This is a genomic window from Pedobacter aquatilis (genome assembly GCF_030409415.1).
Classification (GTDB): Bacteria; Bacteroidota; Bacteroidia; order Sphingobacteriales; family Sphingobacteriaceae; genus Pedobacter; species Pedobacter aquatilis.
The window spans coordinates 679785-696041 of sequence record NZ_JAUFPW010000012.1; the positions used below are offsets into that span (position 1 = coordinate 679785).

The 16257-nt window shown below is 36.6% G+C and carries 14 protein-coding genes; 11 read left to right on the forward strand and 3 right to left on the reverse strand.

Translation table 11 applies throughout. The features are described from left to right. Window positions 1-67 precede the first annotated feature (67 nt). The 7 genes from QWY86_RS07045 (at window position 68) to QWY86_RS07075 (ending at window position 9239) form a co-directional block, all read left to right on the forward strand. Window positions 68-748, forward strand: a complete 681-nt coding sequence (locus tag QWY86_RS07045) for a type 1 glutamine amidotransferase domain-containing protein (protein WP_290240214.1) — start codon at window positions 68-70, stop codon at window positions 746-748. Between the two features lie 165 nt (window positions 749-913). Then, complete coding sequence (dnaE, locus tag QWY86_RS07050; protein ID WP_290240216.1) at window positions 914-5272, forward strand: DNA polymerase III subunit alpha; 4359 nt, start codon at window positions 914-916, stop codon at window positions 5270-5272. 176 nt (window positions 5273-5448) lie between these two features. Next, window positions 5449-5769, forward strand: coding sequence for a thioredoxin (gene trxA, locus QWY86_RS07055; protein ID WP_290240218.1), 321 nt, complete (start codon window positions 5449-5451; stop codon window positions 5767-5769). A 108-nt stretch (window positions 5770-5877) separates the two neighbouring features. Next, window positions 5878-7089, forward strand: a complete 1212-nt coding sequence (locus QWY86_RS07060; protein ID WP_290240220.1) for a PQQ-dependent sugar dehydrogenase — start codon at window positions 5878-5880, stop codon at window positions 7087-7089. Window positions 7090-7254: 165 nt separating this feature from the next. Further along, window positions 7255-8172, forward strand: a complete 918-nt coding sequence (locus QWY86_RS07065; RefSeq protein ID WP_290240222.1) for a DUF58 domain-containing protein — start codon at window positions 7255-7257, stop codon at window positions 8170-8172. 85 nt (window positions 8173-8257) lie between these two features. Then, the gene (locus QWY86_RS07070; protein ID WP_290240224.1) at window positions 8258-8716 is read left to right on the forward strand and encodes a peroxiredoxin; all 459 of its coding nucleotides are present in this window, start codon (window positions 8258-8260) and stop codon (window positions 8714-8716) included. 4 nt (window positions 8717-8720) lie between these two features. Continuing rightward, on the forward strand, window positions 8721-9239 hold the full coding sequence (locus tag QWY86_RS07075; protein ID WP_290240227.1) for a DsbA family protein: 519 nt from the start codon (window positions 8721-8723) through the stop codon (window positions 9237-9239). Between the two features lie 319 nt (window positions 9240-9558). Here the strand turns inward: QWY86_RS07075 and hppD are convergent, their stop codons facing one another. After that, the gene (gene hppD / locus QWY86_RS07080) at window positions 9559-10689 is read right to left on the reverse strand and encodes a 4-hydroxyphenylpyruvate dioxygenase (protein ID WP_290240230.1); all 1131 of its coding nucleotides are present in this window, start codon (window positions 10687-10689) and stop codon (window positions 9559-9561) included. Window positions 10690-10825: 136 nt separating this feature from the next. Further along, window positions 10826-11986, reverse strand: coding sequence for a homogentisate 1,2-dioxygenase (locus QWY86_RS07085; protein ID WP_290240232.1), 1161 nt, complete (start codon window positions 11984-11986; stop codon window positions 10826-10828). Between the two features lie 228 nt (window positions 11987-12214). On the opposite strand from QWY86_RS07085, the gene QWY86_RS07090 reads away from it, so the two are divergent. The 4 genes from QWY86_RS07090 (at window position 12215) to QWY86_RS07105 (ending at window position 15650) form a co-directional block, all read left to right on the forward strand. Beyond that, on the forward strand, window positions 12215-12715 hold the full coding sequence (locus QWY86_RS07090; protein WP_290240234.1) for a hypothetical protein: 501 nt from the start codon (window positions 12215-12217) through the stop codon (window positions 12713-12715). Between the two features lie 58 nt (window positions 12716-12773). Then, on the forward strand, window positions 12774-13769 hold the full coding sequence (locus QWY86_RS07095; protein ID WP_290240237.1) for a fumarylacetoacetate hydrolase family protein: 996 nt from the start codon (window positions 12774-12776) through the stop codon (window positions 13767-13769). Window positions 13770-14141: 372 nt separating this feature from the next. Then, window positions 14142-15029: a flavin reductase family protein gene (locus QWY86_RS07100; protein WP_290240239.1), complete on the forward strand. Its 888-nt coding sequence runs from the start codon at window positions 14142-14144 to the stop codon at window positions 15027-15029. Between the two features lie 12 nt (window positions 15030-15041). Further along, on the forward strand, window positions 15042-15650 hold the full coding sequence (locus tag QWY86_RS07105) for a YdeI/OmpD-associated family protein (RefSeq protein WP_290240240.1): 609 nt from the start codon (window positions 15042-15044) through the stop codon (window positions 15648-15650). On the opposite strand, the gene QWY86_RS07110 is transcribed toward QWY86_RS07105, so the two are convergent. Continuing rightward, the gene (locus QWY86_RS07110) at window positions 15647-16195 is read right to left on the reverse strand and encodes a C40 family peptidase (RefSeq protein WP_290240242.1); all 549 of its coding nucleotides are present in this window, start codon (window positions 16193-16195) and stop codon (window positions 15647-15649) included. The two genes, QWY86_RS07105 and QWY86_RS07110, sit on opposite strands and share 4 nt — an antisense overlap. Window positions 16196-16257: the final 62 nt, after the last annotated feature.

A 16257-nucleotide genomic window follows, 5' to 3' on the forward strand; every position in this document is an offset into this window, starting at 1 on the left:
TTTTAATAAAGAATCCAGTTTCTGGCATCAATATAGAGTTATCCCAAGCATAAATAAAAAATAAATAATGAAAGTATTAATGATTTTAACATCCCACAGCGAGTTGGGAAATACAGGAGAAAAAACAGGTTTTTGGATTGAAGAATTTGCTGCTCCATATTACGTTTTATCAGATGCTGGTGTAGAAATTACGCTTGCGTCGCCAAAAGGAGGGCAGCCACCTATAGATCCAAAAAGTGATGCTCCGGACGCACAAACTGAAGCAACTAAAAGGTTTAAGGCTGATGAAGCACTAAAAGAAAAACTTAGCAAAACAGTTAAATTAATTGATGTTAACGAAGCTGATTTTGATGCCGTTTTCTATCCGGGAGGTCATGGTCCACTTTGGGATTTGGCAAACGACGAAAAATCAATTTCATTAATTGAATCTTTTTATAGTGCAGAAAAGCCAGTTGCATTTGTTTGCCACGCTCCTGGGGTATTGATTAAGGTAAAAGATAAAGATGGCAATCCTTTAGTAAAAGATAAACAAATTACAGGTTTCTCAAACACAGAAGAAGAAGCTGTAAAGTTGACAGATGTTGTTCCATTTTTACTAGAAGATGAATTGCAAAAGTTAGGTGGCCATTATAGTAAAGGTGCAGATTGGGGTTCTTATGTTAAAAAAGACGGATTATTAATTACTGGACAAAATCCAGGTTCATCTGAAGAAGCTGCAAATGTACTTTTAGAAACTTTGAAAGGATAATTGTGTTCTTTCATTAAAACTAAAGCCGAAATAATTTCTATTTCGGCTTTTTTTGCGCATAATTATTTCTGTTTTTGTTGATAAAATTTGACAAATCAGCCTATCAAATTCCTTATTTTTGAAGAACCGTTATTATTCTGAACGGCTAATTCTTTAAAGCTAACTATGTACTTAATTTTTGATACTGAAACCACTGGTTTGCCGCGTAACTACAATGCACCAATTACCGATACCGATAACTGGCCACGTTGTATTCAAATCGCATGGCAATTGCACGATGAGATGGGGAGATTGGTTGAACATCAGGATTATCTGGTAAAACCAGAGGGATTTAACATTCCTTACGATGCTGAAAGAATTCACGGTATATCTACCGATTTAGCCATTGAACAAGGTATTTCATTTGATGAAATGCTGGCAAAATTTAATGAGGTTTTAAATAAAGCTAAATTTATTGTCGGGCAAAATGTTGGCTTTGATGTTAACATTATGGGTTGCGAATTTCACCGTTTTGGTGTTGCGAACCGCTTAACCGAAATGCCAGTTTTAGATACCTGTACCGAAGTTACAGCCCAGCTTTTGCAATTACCGGGTGGTAGAGGTGGGAAATTCAAATTGCCAACCCTAACAGAACTACACTTATACTTATTTGGTGTTCCATTTAATGAAGCACACAACGCAACTGCCGATGTGGAAGCAACTACCCGTTGCTTTTTAGAATTGGTAAAACGCGAAGTTTTTAAAAAAGAAGAACTTTTAGTTGATGCTGAATATTTCCCACGCTTTAGGGAAATAAATCCTGCAATGATTGAAGGTGTTGGTTTAAAACACATCAATTTAAAAGCAGCTTCTGATGAAATTCGCAAACGCATTCAAAAAGCTGAAGGTGGTGGAATTTCTAAACAAGAACTTGAAGGCAATAAACAAGAACTTGCTGCGGCAACTTTTGTGCATTTACATAATCATACTCAATTTTCTGTTCTTCAAAGTACCATCAGTATTCCAGACTTGGTAAAAGCTGCTGCTGCACAAAAAATGCCAGCTGTAGCCATGACCGACCATGCGAATATGATGGGGGCTTTTCACTTTGTGAACAATGTTTTAAACCATAATAAAGCCGCAGAAGCTAAAAATGCTGCTGCCATTGAAGCTGGTGAACGCCCAACTGAAATGGTTATGACGCCAATTGTTGGTGTAGAGTTTTTTGTTTGCGATAACCATTTGGATAGAACGGCAAAAGATAATGGCTACCAAATGGTGCTTTTGGCGAAGAACAAAAACGGGTATCATAATTTAGCCAAAATGTCTTCAATTGCTTATACCAAAGGCTTTTATTATGTTCCTCGTATCGATAAAAACGTAATTGAGCAGTATAAAGAAGATATTATTGTACTTTCTGGAAACTTATCGGGAGAAATTTCTAATAAGATTTTAAACATGGGTGAAACCCAAGCCGAAGAAGCATTGGTTTGGTGGAAAGCACAATTCGGTGAGGACTTTTATGTTGAGGTGATGCGCCACAATCAAGAGGATGAAAATCGGGTGAACGAATCCTTAATTTCTTTGGCGAGAAAGCATTCTGTTAAGCTGGTTGCTACGAATAATACTTATTACATCAATAAAAAAGATGCCAATGCGCACGATATTTTACTTTGCGTAAAGGATGGCGAAAAACAGGCTACACCGATTGGTCGCGGTCGTGGTTACCGCTATGGTTTGCCAAATCAGGAATATTATTTCAAATCAGCCGATGAAATGAAATCACTTTTTGCTGATTTGCCAGAGGCGATTTTAAACATAAAGGAAATTGTAGATAAAATTGAAACCTACAAGCTTGCCCGCGAAGTTTTACTTCCAAAATTTGATATTCCTGAAGAATTCTTAGTACCTGAAGATGAGGTTGATGGTGGTAAACGCGGTGAGAATAAATATTTAAGGCATTTAACTTATGAAGGGGCTAAAAAACGCTATGGCGAGCTAACTTTAGATGTTACAGAGCGTTTAGATTTCGAGTTGGCAACAATTGAGAAGACAGGTTATCCTGGTTACTTCTTAATTGTGCAGGATTTTATTGCTGAAGCGAGAAGGAGAGATGTTTCTGTAGGTCCTGGTCGTGGTTCGGCGGCGGGTTCGGTAGTTGCATATTGTCTTTGGATCACCAACATCGACCCAATTAAATACGATCTCCTTTTTGAGCGTTTCTTAAACCCGGACCGTGTTTCCATGCCCGATATCGATATCGATTTTGATGATGAAGGTCGTGGACGTGTAATGGAATACGTAATTAATAAATATGGTTCCAGTCAGGTGGCGCAAATCATCACCTATGGTACCATGGCGGCGAAATCTTCTATCCGTGATACGGCGAGGGTTTTAGATTTANAAACCTTAAAAGATTCGCTTCGCCCTGATGAATATGAACGTGTTGTAGAGCTTAAAAATATGGGCGGACTTAAAGATTTAAGTGCCGAAACCATTCAACAAGCGCAGGTTTTGGAAGGTTCATTGAGAAATACTGGCATTCATGCTTGCGGTGTAATTATTACGCCAAGCGATATTACCAATTTCGTTCCGGTAGCTACCGCAAAAGATTCAGATTTATATGTTACCCAGTTCGATAACTCTGTTGTAGAAAGTGCGGGTTTGCTAAAAATGGACTTTTTAGGTCTGAAAACACTAACGCTAATAAAAGATACTGTTAAATTGGTTAAGAAAAGGCATAATATCGATTTGGATCCAGATAACTTCCCAATCGATGATGTGGCAACTTACGAACTTTTCCAGCGTGGCGAAACCATTGGTATTTTTCAGTATGAAAGTCCTGGTATGCAGAAGTACATGAAGGAATTAAAGCCAACTGTTTTTGATGATTTAATTGCCATGAATGCCTTATACCGCCCGGGACCAATGGAATATATTCCTAGTTTCGTAAGAAGAAAAAATGGCGAAGAAGAGATAAAATACGATTTAGATGCCTGTGAAGAATATTTAAAAGAAACTTACGGAATTACGGTTTATCAGGAGCAAGTAATGCTTTTATCGCAAAAACTGGCTGGTTTTACCAAAGGTGAGGCCGATGTTTTGCGTAAGGCAATGGGTAAAAAGCAAAAGGATGTTTTGGATAAAATGAAGCCAAAATTTGTGAAGCAGGCTTCTGAAAAAGGACACGCGGCTGATACCTTGGAAAAAATCTGGAAAGATTGGGAAGCTTTCGCATCTTACGCGTTTAACAAATCTCACTCTACCTGTTATGCGTGGATTGCTTATCAAACGGCATTTTTAAAGGCACATTACCCTGCAGAATATATGGCTGCGGTATTATCCAATAACATGAGCGACATTAAACAAGTGGCTTTCTTTATGGAAGAATGTCGCCAAATGGGAGTTGTGGTTTTAGGACCTGATGTTAACGAATCTGATTTAAAATTCTCTGTTAATACCAATGGCGAAGTTCGCTTCGGAATGTCGGCGGTCAAGGGTGTTGGAGAAAAGGCGGTAGAAAGTATTATCGAAGAAAGATTGGAAAAAGGCCCTTTCAGCAGTATTTACGATTTTGCAAAACGTTCAAACACCCGTATCGTGAATAAAAAAGCTTACGAAAGTTTTGTTTATAGCGGCGCATTTGATGCATTTGGCGGTCATAGGGCGCAGTATTTTTATATCGGTCCGAATGATAAAATGAATGGCATTGAGAAAATAATTAAATATGCCAACGATTTCCAGAATAATGAAAGTACATCACAAGCATCATTGTTTGGCGGCTCAAAAGCCGATATGATTTTAGAACCAACATTGCCGGTATCGCCAGAATGGGCCTTAATGGATAGATTAAAATACGAAAAGGATGCAATTGGAATTTTTCTATCTGGTCATCCTTTAGATAATTATAAATTAGAACTTGATAAATTTTGTACACACGGCGTTAAGCAATTAAGTGTAATTAACAAAGTACGAATGGGTGATACAAATGAAGACGTTCTAGCTGAATTTGAAAAATTAAAAAACAGAGAACTATGCGTAGGCGGATTAGTTGTAACCGCATCGCAAAGAATTACAAAAACTGGTAAACCCTTCGGAACATTTGTTTTTGAAGATTATGACGATGCTTGCGAAATGGCACTTTTCGGCGAAGATTTCTTAAAATTTAAATCATTTTTAACAGAAGGATATTTCTTACAAATTCGTGGTCGGGTGGGAGAACGTTTTGGAAAAGCGGGTGATTGGGAATTCAAAATCACTTCAATAAATTTAATGTCTGAATTACGCGATAAATTAGCTAAATCGATTACCATACAAGTACCAATAGAAAAGGTAAACGATGAGCTTATGCGCCAGATTGAAGAGATTCTGGCAGACAATAAGGCAAACTCTGAACAGCAAAACTGTCAGCTAAATTTTGCAATTTACGACAGAGAAAAGGAGTTTATGCTGGATTTACCATCTAAAAATTTAAAGATTAATCCGAACAATAAGTTCTTAGAACAAATAACAGGTTTAAACGTTGTTAATTATAAGTTAAATTAGATTTTGTCCACTAATGCGCTCGTCATGCTGAATTTATTTCAGCATCTTAAAAGGGAGACTCTGAATCAAGTTCAGAATGACGTTAACAATAAAGCGTTTAAGTATTGTCAAATTGGCATTACACTATTGGTGGCATTAGAATTGAATATATATATTTGAATATAAAAAAATAGATTATGGCATTAGAAATCACAGATGCAAACTTCGAGGAGCTTGTATTAAAATCAGATAAACCAGTATTAGTAGATTTTTGGGCAGAATGGTGTGGCCCTTGTCGCATGGTGGGTCCGGTAGTAGAAGAAATCGCTAAAGAATATGATGGCAAAGCTATCGTTGGTAAAGTTAACGTAGATAACAACCCTCAAATTTCTATGCAGTTCGGTATCCGTAACATCCCAGCTTTATTATACTTTAAAGATGGTCAGGTTGTTGATAAACAAGTTGGGGCGGTTCCAAAATCAGTATTGGCTGAAAAATTAAATAAGCAAATTGCTTAATAAGTAAAGCACAACGCTTTATTAAAATATATGACCCGAATTCGTTACAGAGTTCGGGTTTTTTATTACAGATATTTTTTGTTCTTTTATCAAATAAAATCATAACTAATGAAACTGTCCAATTTCAAAAAATCAACCATTATACTTTCGTGCTGCGTTGTCGCACTAAACATTGCTACATCAGTTTCTGCGCAAAATCCTGTAGAAACTCAGCAGGCAACAGCAGATTTTAAACCGGCTTTTGCTGGTCAAACCAGAATTGCAGGTGTTAAAACAAGCACAGCACTTAATATATCTGTCATCAATGATAAACTCGAACGCCCTTGGGCGATTTCTGAACTTCCAAAAGGAGGTTTTTTAGTTACTCAAAAAGGTGGAAACATGGTTATTCTAACCGCTGATGGAAAATTAAGTAAAACTATTGAAGGTTTACCAAAAGTTGATGATTCTGGACAGGGAGGTTTGTTAGACGTGACGTTAGATCCGGATTTTACTAAAAACAGAATGATTTACTGGGCATATTCAGAGCCACAAGCTAAAGGTGTACTTTTAGCCATCGCAAAAGGTAAATTATCTGCAAGTGAGACCTCAATCGAAAACCAAACAATAATTTATCGTGCAACTCCAGCCTATGGCGGAAAACTTCAATACGGTTCGAGAATAGTTTTCGAAAAAAATGGTAATTTATTTGTGAGCACTGGAGAGCGTTCAGGTGGCGATATCAGAATACAGGCACAGTATTTAAATTCTTCATTAGGTAAAATTTTGCATTTAACGAAAGATGGTAAAGCTGTTCCAAATGGTCCGTTTGCAGGAAAAGCCGATGCTAAACCAGAAATATATGCATATGGTTTACGTAATCCGGATGGCTTGGCGATTAATCCGCTAACTGGCGATTTATGGGAAGCAGAATTTGGACCAAGGGGTGGTGATGAGGTTAATCTAATCAAGCCAGGCAAAAATTACGGCTGGCCAATAATCACTTATGGAACAGAATATAGTGGTAAGAAAGTTGGCGATGGCATTCAACAAAAAGATGGTATGGAGCAACCAGTTTATTACTGGAACCCAAGTATTTCGCCGGGTTGTATCGCATTTTATAATGGCAGTGCCATTCCAGAATGGAAAGGAAATTTATTTGTAGGTGCCTTAAGCGGTTCTCACATCATTAGGTTGGTTATAAAAGATAATAAAATTGTTGGCGAAGAACGTTTGCTCGAAGGAAAAGGCGAACGTTTTAGAGATATGGTTGAAGGCAAAGACGGCGCAATGTATAGCGTTACCGATAACGGAAAACTATATAAGATAGCAAAGAAATAGAAATTATAATAAGACTTTTAGGAATTTCGTCATCGCGTGGCACGAAGCAATCTCATTCAAGAGATTAATAGAAATAGGGTTGCTTCAGCTCATACAGACCTGGCTTATCGATGACGACAAGCAAAAAACGTAAATATTAGCATAATCTTTTATTAGTTTTACGATATGCAGGAAGTCAACTATGAAAACCAATCGGGCTACGGAAACCTTGAATTACTAGCAACGCAGGTTGTTGAGGGATTTATTACCGGTTTACATAAAAGTCCTTTCCATGGTTTTTCAGTAGAATTTGCAGAACATCGTCAGTATAACAACGGCGATAACGTAAAAAATATTGACTGGAAATTATATGCAAAAACCGATAAACTGTACAGTAAACGTTTTGAGGAAGAAACAAATCTTCGTTGCCAGTTTGTAATCGATGTTTCTTCATCAATGTACTTTCCAACACCTAAAAACAATAAATTAAGTTTTTCTATTCAGGCAACGGCATCTTTAATGTATTTATTAAAAAAACAGAGAGATGCATTTGGCCTAAGCCTTTTTGCCGATGAAATTTTGCTGAACACGCCTGCAAAATCTACAACTGTTCATCAAAAGTACCTATTTACAAGGCTTGATGAATTGTTGCAAAAACCAAAGGTAAATGCACAAACCAATTTGAGTGAAGCTTTACATCAAGTAGCTGATTTGATACATAAACGTTCGTTGGTAGTCATTTTTAGCGATTTGTTCCACAGCCAAACCAACAACCAAAAAACTGAAGAATTTTTTGATGCTTTGCAACATTTAAAGTTTAGCAAGCACGAAATTGTGGTTTTTAATGTAGTGGATAAATCGAAAGAAGTGAACTTTGAATTTGAAAACCGACCATACCAGTTTATAGATATGGAAACCGGTGATTCAATTAAGGTTCATGCGAATCAGGTTAAAAAAACTTATACTGATGCGGTGGCGAGCTATCGTCAACAGATTGCTTCTAAGTGTGCGCAATACAAAATTGATTTAATCGATGCCGATATTAATCAAGGGTTTTACCCAATTTTGCAGGCCTATTTAATCAAGAGGCAGAAGTTAGGCTAAAATTTACAAAAGGCTGAATCTTTTAACAAACAATCTGTTGGCTTTTGAAGTATAACTAAAACGATAATTTCAAAAACCATAAATTATGTTAGAAAAAGGAACTAAAGCACCCGATTTTGAATTAAATGCCACACCCGACCAAAAAATTAAACTTAAAGACTTTAGAGGTAAAAACGTAATTCTGGCATTTTATCCGGCAGACTGGAGTCCGGTTTGCAGCGACCAAATGGCACTTTATAATGAAATGTTGAAATATTTTACTAAGCACGATGCTCAAATTTTTGGGATTTCTGTGGATAGCGTTTGGTGTCATTTAGCTTTCGAGCAAGATCGTAAATTACATTTTCCTTTGCTTGCCGATTTCGAACCCAAAGGAAAAGTATCAAAAGCTTATGGTGTTTATGATGAGGAAGTTGGTGAAAGCAAAAGAGCATTGTTTGTAATCGATAAGGAAGGTAAAATCGCCTGGAGTTATTTATCGCCAACGGCTGTTAATCCTGGTGCTGACGGTATTTTGGACGCTTTGGAAGAACTTAATAAGTAATAGTATGAGCACATTAAAACCTGCAATATCAGAAAATGACCATTTTGAAGGTGGCAAGTCGGCTTCTGTAGAAATTGTCGAATTTGGCGATTACCAATGTCCGCATTGTGGCCATGCTTATCCAATTATTAAAAAGATTCAGAAAGTTTTTGGCGAACAGATTAAGTTCATTTTTAGACATTTTCCATTACAAGAAGCTCATGAGTATGCTTTTCCAGCGGCGATTGCCGCAGAAGCCGCTGCACTGCAGGGTAAATTTTGGGAGATGCATGATGGAATCTACGAAAATCAAAATCAGATAGGGGAAAAACTTTTTAATGAACTTGCTGAAAAGATTGGACTGGATATCGATCAGTTTAAAAAAGATTATAGTTCTGGTGATTTAACTGAAAAAGTGGAATCGGATTTTGAAAGTGGTATAAGAAGTGGAGTTAATGGAACGCCGTCATTTTATGTAAACGGAACTAAATTTGATGGTGGTGCTGAAGATTTATTTGAAATGCTTAAAGAAAGCGCAGAATAAAAAAACCTGATGTATTTTGCAATACATCAGGTATCAGATAAGGGTAACCGGAAAACTAAAAAACTAATTATGTTTTTAGAATTTAACAAAATAGAAATCGCTTCATGTTTTTGTTATTTCAAAGGTGCATTTCAATTATGAAGTTTTGGTGAAGAAATTGGATAAAGGATGAAGGAGCAAGGAATAAAGATTAGTTGCTGAATCTGTGAGCCTTCATCTTTACTCCTTACTCTTTGTTCCTAATCTTTTATCCTTAATCATTGTTTCTTATTCCTATCTCTTTGCTCTTTTATCCTTGTTCTTTATTCCTTGCTCCCTTTTACAAATTCCCTCTTAATTCCTGTTCTCTCTCTAAAGATTCGAAAAGTGCCTTAAAATTGCCTGCACCAAAGCTTTGTGCACCTTTACGCTGAATAATTTCAAAGAATAATGTTGGTCTGTCTTCTACTGGTTTAGTGAAAATTTGTAGTAAATAACCTTCTTCATCACAATCAACCAAAATGCCTAAATCTTCAAGGATTTTAATTTCTTCATCAATTTTGCCTACTCTTTCAGGCATCATATCATAATAAGCTTCGGGGGGGGCGCTTAAAAATTCAACACCTCTGGATTTTAGTTCCTTAACTGTCGTCACAATATCTTTTGTGGCAACGGCGATATGCTGCACGCCTTCGCCTTCGTAATATTCTAGGTATTCTTCAATTTGCGATTTCTTTTTTCCTTCTGCCGGCTCATTAATCGGGAATTTTGAAAAACCATTTCCATTACTCATCACTTTACTCATCAAAGCAGAGTATTCGGTATTAATTTGTTTATCATCAAAGGATAAAATATTTACAAAGCCCATTACGTCTTCATACCATTGCACCGCTTCATTCATTCTGTTCCAGCCTACATTTCCAACACAATGGTCTATGTATAAAAGTCCTGCATCTGCAGGCTTGTAATCGCTTTCCCAGGCACGGTAACCAGGCATAAAAATGCCGTTGTAATTTTTGCGTTCGATAAACATATGAACGGTTTCACCATAAGTGTAAATGCCGCTCATTCTTACTTCACCGTTTTCATCTGCTAAAGTTTGAGGTTGTAAGTATGGTTTTGCACCACGTTTTGTCGTTTCCTCGAATGCACTGTAGGCATCATCAACCCATAGCGCCAGTACTTTAACGCCATCGCCATGTTTTTTTACATGCTCAGAAATTGAATGTTCTGATTTTAAAGCAGTAGTTAAAATCAATCTGATTTTTCCTTGCTGTAAAACGTAAGATGCTCTGTCCCTTACACCAGTTTCTGGTCCGGCATAAGCTAAACTTTGAAATCCAAAAGCCGTTTTGTAGTAATGAGCTGCTTGTTTAGCATTACCAACATAAAATTCTATATAATCTGTTCCGTTAATTGGCAGAAAATCTTGTGCCTTAGATATTTTCTCTGCAAATGTTAGTGTTTCCATTTTTTGTGAAATTTGTCCGAGGTCGGAAGTCCGAAGTCGGATGATGTTTGTTTTAAATTAGTCCGAAATTCGGATGATTAAATATTGTATCTATGTGTTTTATCTTTCGGTCTTCCGACTAAAGACTTCTGACTTTTTATTGTTCTTTCCAGCTTTTGTAATAGTTTTCATCTTCAATGTCTATTGCTTCTTGCGTTAACATTAAAGGTTTAAAAGGGTCAATCATTACAGCTAATTCATCAGTTTTTTCCTTTCCTATTGATTTTTCTACCGTTCCTGGATGTGGGCCATGAGGAATTCCACCTGGATGTAAAGTGATTTGTCCTTTAACTACACTTTTCCGACTCATAAAATCGCCATCGACATAATAAAGAACTTCATCGCTATCTACATTACTATGGTTATAAGGTGCAGGAATAGAATCTGGGTGGTAATCGTATTTACGTGGAACAAACGAGCAAACCACAAAATTATGACCTTCAAAGGTTTGATGAACTGGTGGTGGTTGATGTAAACGGCCGGTTATTGGCTCAAAATCGTGTATAGAAAATGCGTAAGGGTAATGATAACCATCCCAACCTACATAGTCGAATGGATGCGTGCCGTAAGTGTAAGGATAAATCAATCCTTGTTTTTTAATCAGCACTTTAAAATCACCATATTCATCGTGTGTTTGCAAATTTTCTGGTAATCGCAAATCACGTTCGCAATATGGTGCATGTTCCATCAACTGCCCATATTGGTTTAAGTAACGTTTTGGAGCTCTCAGCGGACTAAAACTTTCCACTATAAACAAACGATTTTCCTCGGTATCGAATTCCATTTGATAAATTGTACCTCTTGGAATGATTAAATAATCGCCATAAGCAAACTTAATTTCTCCAAAACCACTTTTTAACTTACCCGAACCTTCGTGTATAAAAATCATTTCATCAGCCTGGCTGTTTTTGTAGAAATAATCTGTCATCGATTTTCTTGGCGCAGCTAATACAATGTGTAAATCGCTGTTAACTAATACAGGTTTACGGCTTTGCAAAAAATCATCTTCAGGCTTAATTTTAAAGCCTATTAGGCTAGTATGTTTAAGGTGCTTTTCGCGGGCAATTTTTGGCTCAACATTAAAAGGCTCACCTAAGTGTTTTACAATTGTGGGTGGATGGCAATGGTAAACAAGTGAATAAAGGCTTGAAAAACCTTCTGTAGATACCAATTCTTCAGCATACAAATTTCCATCAGGTTTACGAAAAACCGTATGTCGCTTTGCAGGAATTTGCCCCATTTTATGATAAACAGGCATATTAATTATGTTATGGTTAGAAAAAAATCTTTAGTAATAAACAATCAAAACAGCAATGCGTTTTAATCAAATAAAGTGTAAAAGAAAATTACAGAGAATATTGAGCCATGATTAATTTAGATAGCATTTTATAGCGACGTGCAGCAATTGCGTCGTTCACCAAATTGATATGTAATGCTTTTAAAATCATGGTTTTGATGACGCTAAATTAGTGATTTTATTTATAAGATGAAATTTTTATATTTAAGTCTAGTCAATTTATCTATGAAATTTTTCATGATGCTTTTACTCTTTTCAACTATATCCTGTGGGCTATTTGCTCAAAAACATTGGAAATATAAAATTAAAATTGTTGAAAATAGCGGTAAAAAGCATCGAGGTTTTTTCTATGCTGCTCAAGATAATGGATTAGTTTTAGTGAGGAAAAATGGAGACACGAGTTTGTTAAAGGCCGAAAATATTAATCAGTTTTATATTCACAGGCGAGGAGTTGTAGCGCCATTTGCTATTGCAGGTGCAGCAATATTTTTAATTTTCGCCATAGATAACCCTGATGCGCTTGAAACTGCAGTTTTAATATTTGTTGGTGCACCTATTGGGGTTTGCTTAGGATTGGTTACAGGCGAACTTTTTGCAAACAAACGGTTTTACAAAAAATTAGAAGCCAAAGATTTTCCATTAATAAAACGCGATTTACAAAAATATACCGAGCTTAAATTAATGCATTAACTTATTCAAATACTACCCTAATTTACTAGCTTTACCACGTATTTTAACCAAATCATATATGAAATTAGTATCCTACAAAACCGAAGACCGTGAGCATCTTGGCATTTTCAATAACGGACATATTTATAATCTTAATAGTTGCGATAAGCTAATTCCTGATAATATGAAAGATTTTCTGGAAGGTGGCGAGGTGCTAATGGAAAGAGCAAAAAAGGTGGATTCTGATATAAAAAGCAGCGTAATTCAGGCCAAAGAAGAGATTTTCTACGAAATTTTAGCTCCGGTTCCACATCCAACAAGTTGCAGAGATGGTTATGCTTTCAGACAACATGTTGCTGCGGCTCGTAGAAATCGTAAGGTGGATATGATTCCGCAGTTTGATGAATACCCAATTTTTTATTTTACAAACCACAATGCCATTCAAGGTACAGGAGAAATTGAATGTATGCCCGACCATTTTGAAAAACTAGATTTTGAGTTGGAGCTTGCAATTGTTATTGGCAAAAAAGGTAGAAACATAAGGGCTGCTGAGGCTGATGAATACATTGCTGGTTACATGGTGATGAACGATATGAGTGCCAGAACTTTACAAATGGAAGAAATGCTGTTGAATTTAGGTCCGGCGAAAGGCAAGGATTTTTCTACCGTTATTGGTCCGTGGTTGGTAACGCCTGATGAATTAGAACAATATAAAGTTGTGGCTAAAGATGGTCATGTAGGCAATGCGTACGACTTAAAAATGACTTGCCGCGTTAACGGAATTGAAGTTTCTAAAGGTAATGCCGCCGATATGGACTGGACATTTGCCGAAATTATAGAACGTTGCGCTTATGGCGCAGATATTTTACCTGGCGATGTAATTGGCTCCGGAACCGTTGGTACAGGTTGTTTCCTGGAGTTAAATGGGACAGGTTTGTTGAACGATCCGAATTATAAAACCCAATGGCTGCAACCTGGTGATGTAGTTGAAATGGAAATTACAGGTTTGGGTGCGCTTACAAATACAATAACAAAAGCCGATACCGATTTTTCAATTTTGGCGCTTAAAAAGTAATATAATTCGAAAAGTAGGGATTGGAACTTTTGGGTTACATCAGTCCTGCTATTCGCTTCAATCTTTTTATAAATCTGTTGTGCTGAGGCACGAAGCATCTATTTTATCGTCAACAGATGCTTCGTGCCTCAACATGACAGTTAATTTAAGTTGTTGCAATAAAAAGTATTTCCGCTGCTATCAGGTTTAGGTTACTTAGGTTTACCTTTCTATCATAAACCCGACAGCAGCAATTATCCTTTTTTGCGGTATTAATTATAGTTTAGCAATACCATTCCCAAAAAAGATAATGCGTATGGCGGGACTAACAATCATAAAAGCTTTTGTATATGCTTTTCAAAAAAATAAACCGTTATTTATAAATACAAAATCGTGGTTACATTACAAGCCGAAAATTTATCTGCCGTTCAATTACAAGATTATTTGCAGTATGCGATTGCGCCACGGCCAATTTGCTTTGCATCAACAATAGATAGCGATGGAAATATTAATTTAAGCCCGTTTAGCTTTTTTAATATGTTCAGTACAAAGCCGCCGATTTGCATTTTTTCGCCGGCCAGGAGGGTACGTGATAATACCACCAAGCATACGCTGGAAAATGTTTTGCAAGTAAAGGAATGCGTTATAAATATTGTTGATTACAGCATGGTACAACAAATGAGTTTGGCTAGTACAGAATATGCAAAAGGCGTTAATGAATTTGAAAAGGCCGGTTTTACCATGCTGCAATCTGATTTGGTGAAACCACCACGCGTTGCTGAAGCGCCTGTGCAATTTGAATGTGTAATTAATCAAGTAATTCCATTGGGTGAAAATCATGGCGCTGGTAATTTAATTCTGGCCGAAATAAAACTTATTCATATTAACGAAAATATCTTGGATGCCGCTGGTAAAATTGACCAGGAAAAAATTGATTTAGTTGCCCGTTTAGGTGGCGATTGGTATTGCAGGGTTACAGCTGAAAACTTGTTTAAAGTTGCCAAACCATTGGCTAAATTAGGTATCGGCGTTGATAGTTTGCCGCAATCGGTTAGGTTATCAAAAGTATTATCCGGAAATGATTTAGGTATGTTGGGTAATGTGGAGCATTTACCAACTGATGATGAAATTGACTTGGTAAGTCAGCTGCCGGAAGTTAAAGAAGTTTTGGATGCAACCATTGGCGATGCGACAAATAGAGAAAGGGAGTTGCATGAATTGGCTAAAACCTTTTTGCATAATGACGAGGTAGCGCTAGCCTTAAAAATTGTTTTACTTTAAAAATAAATTGTAATGAAAACAATCGTTGCTGTAGACCAATATATTGCTAATTCCGCTGCTTTCGCGATTCCTATTTTAGAGCATCTTCGACATTTGGTACATATGGCAGATGCTCGTATTGAAGAAAAGATGAAATGGAGTATGCCGTTTTTTGAATACAAAGGAACGGTTTGCCACATGGCTTCTTTTAAAAACCATTGTGTTTTTGGCTTTTGGAAAGGTTCGTTAATTGAAGATGAGTTCAGTATTTTTAAGGAACGAAACGAAGCGATGGGTTTACTTGGCAAAATAAAATCGTTTGATGATTTGCCTGAAGATGATGTTTTAATGGCTTACATTCAGCAAGCAGTACAGTTAAATGAAGATGGGATAAAATTGCCTGCAAAGCCAAAGACTGCTCAGAAAGAGCTAGTTGTTCCTCAATATTTTATTGATGCATTACAGGAAGACCCCAAAGCATTGGCAGTATTCCAAAATTTCAGTAATTCTAACAAAAAAGATTACGTTCTGTGGTTGGAAGAAGCCAAAACGGATACAACTAAGCAAAGAAGATTAGAAACCGCTTTAGAATGGATTGCAGATGGCAAACCAAGAATGTGGAAATATATGAAGAAAGATTAAAGGATGCTAACCACTTTCATAAACCGAGTACGGTAGTGGCCATCTAATTCGGTAATGGTTACACCTTTTGCTTTTCCAGATGATGAATGTATAAACTTAATGCCATCATCATCAATAGAATAAATAATACCCACATGGCCAATTCTCCTTACTCTTGAATTACTTCCGGTAAATAAAAGTACATCGCCGACTTTAGCATTGGTAAGGGTAGTAGTTTTTCCGGTAGTGCTAAATTCTCTTGATGAACGTGGCACCTTAAAACCAAAGTTACTGAACACATAACTTACAAATCCAGAGCAATCAAAACCAACTTTTGGATTGCTGGTTGCATAACGATAGGGTATGCCTAACATGCTTTTAGCAAAATCAATAAGACTCGTAGAATTTGTTGAAGCAGGATTTTTTTGAGCTTCCTGGATATTTTTTGGGAGATTTTCGCTTAACTTTTTAACCAGTTCCTGATATTGGACTGGCAATTGGGTTTGGGCTTTCACTGCGCTTGCAGACAAAATGAAAAACGAAATTACTACTAATATTTTCTTCATATGTTGGGCGCAAATATAGAAAAAATATTTTTAGCCAATTAAATTGTTGAAAATGAGCACAA

Coding starts and splice junctions, on each gene's coding strand:
- QWY86_RS07090 (WP_290240234.1), top strand. CDS start 12,215: ATGAAATTTTTATATTTAAGTCTAGTCAATTTATCTATGAAATTTTTC.
- QWY86_RS07065 (WP_290240222.1), top strand. CDS start 7,255: ATGCAGGAAGTCAACTATGAAAACCAATCGGGCTACGGAAACCTTGAA.
- QWY86_RS07085 (WP_290240232.1), bottom strand. CDS start 11,986: ATGCCTGTTTATCATAAAATGGGGCAAATTCCTGCAAAGCGACATACG.
- QWY86_RS07110 (WP_290240242.1), bottom strand. CDS start 16,195: ATGAAGAAAATATTAGTAGTAATTTCGTTTTTCATTTTGTCTGCAAGC.
- hppD (WP_290240230.1), bottom strand. CDS start 10,689: ATGGAAACACTAACATTTGCAGAGAAAATATCTAAGGCACAAGATTTT.
- QWY86_RS07045 (WP_290240214.1), top strand. CDS start 68: ATGAAAGTATTAATGATTTTAACATCCCACAGCGAGTTGGGAAATACA.
- QWY86_RS07095 (WP_290240237.1), top strand. CDS start 12,774: ATGAAATTAGTATCCTACAAAACCGAAGACCGTGAGCATCTTGGCATT.
- QWY86_RS07105 (WP_290240240.1), top strand. CDS start 15,042: ATGAAAACAATCGTTGCTGTAGACCAATATATTGCTAATTCCGCTGCT.
- QWY86_RS07070 (WP_290240224.1), top strand. CDS start 8,258: ATGTTAGAAAAAGGAACTAAAGCACCCGATTTTGAATTAAATGCCACA.
- trxA (WP_290240218.1), top strand. CDS start 5,449: ATGGCATTAGAAATCACAGATGCAAACTTCGAGGAGCTTGTATTAAAA.
- QWY86_RS07060 (WP_290240220.1), top strand. CDS start 5,878: ATGAAACTGTCCAATTTCAAAAAATCAACCATTATACTTTCGTGCTGC.
- QWY86_RS07075 (WP_290240227.1), top strand. CDS start 8,721: ATGAGCACATTAAAACCTGCAATATCAGAAAATGACCATTTTGAAGGT.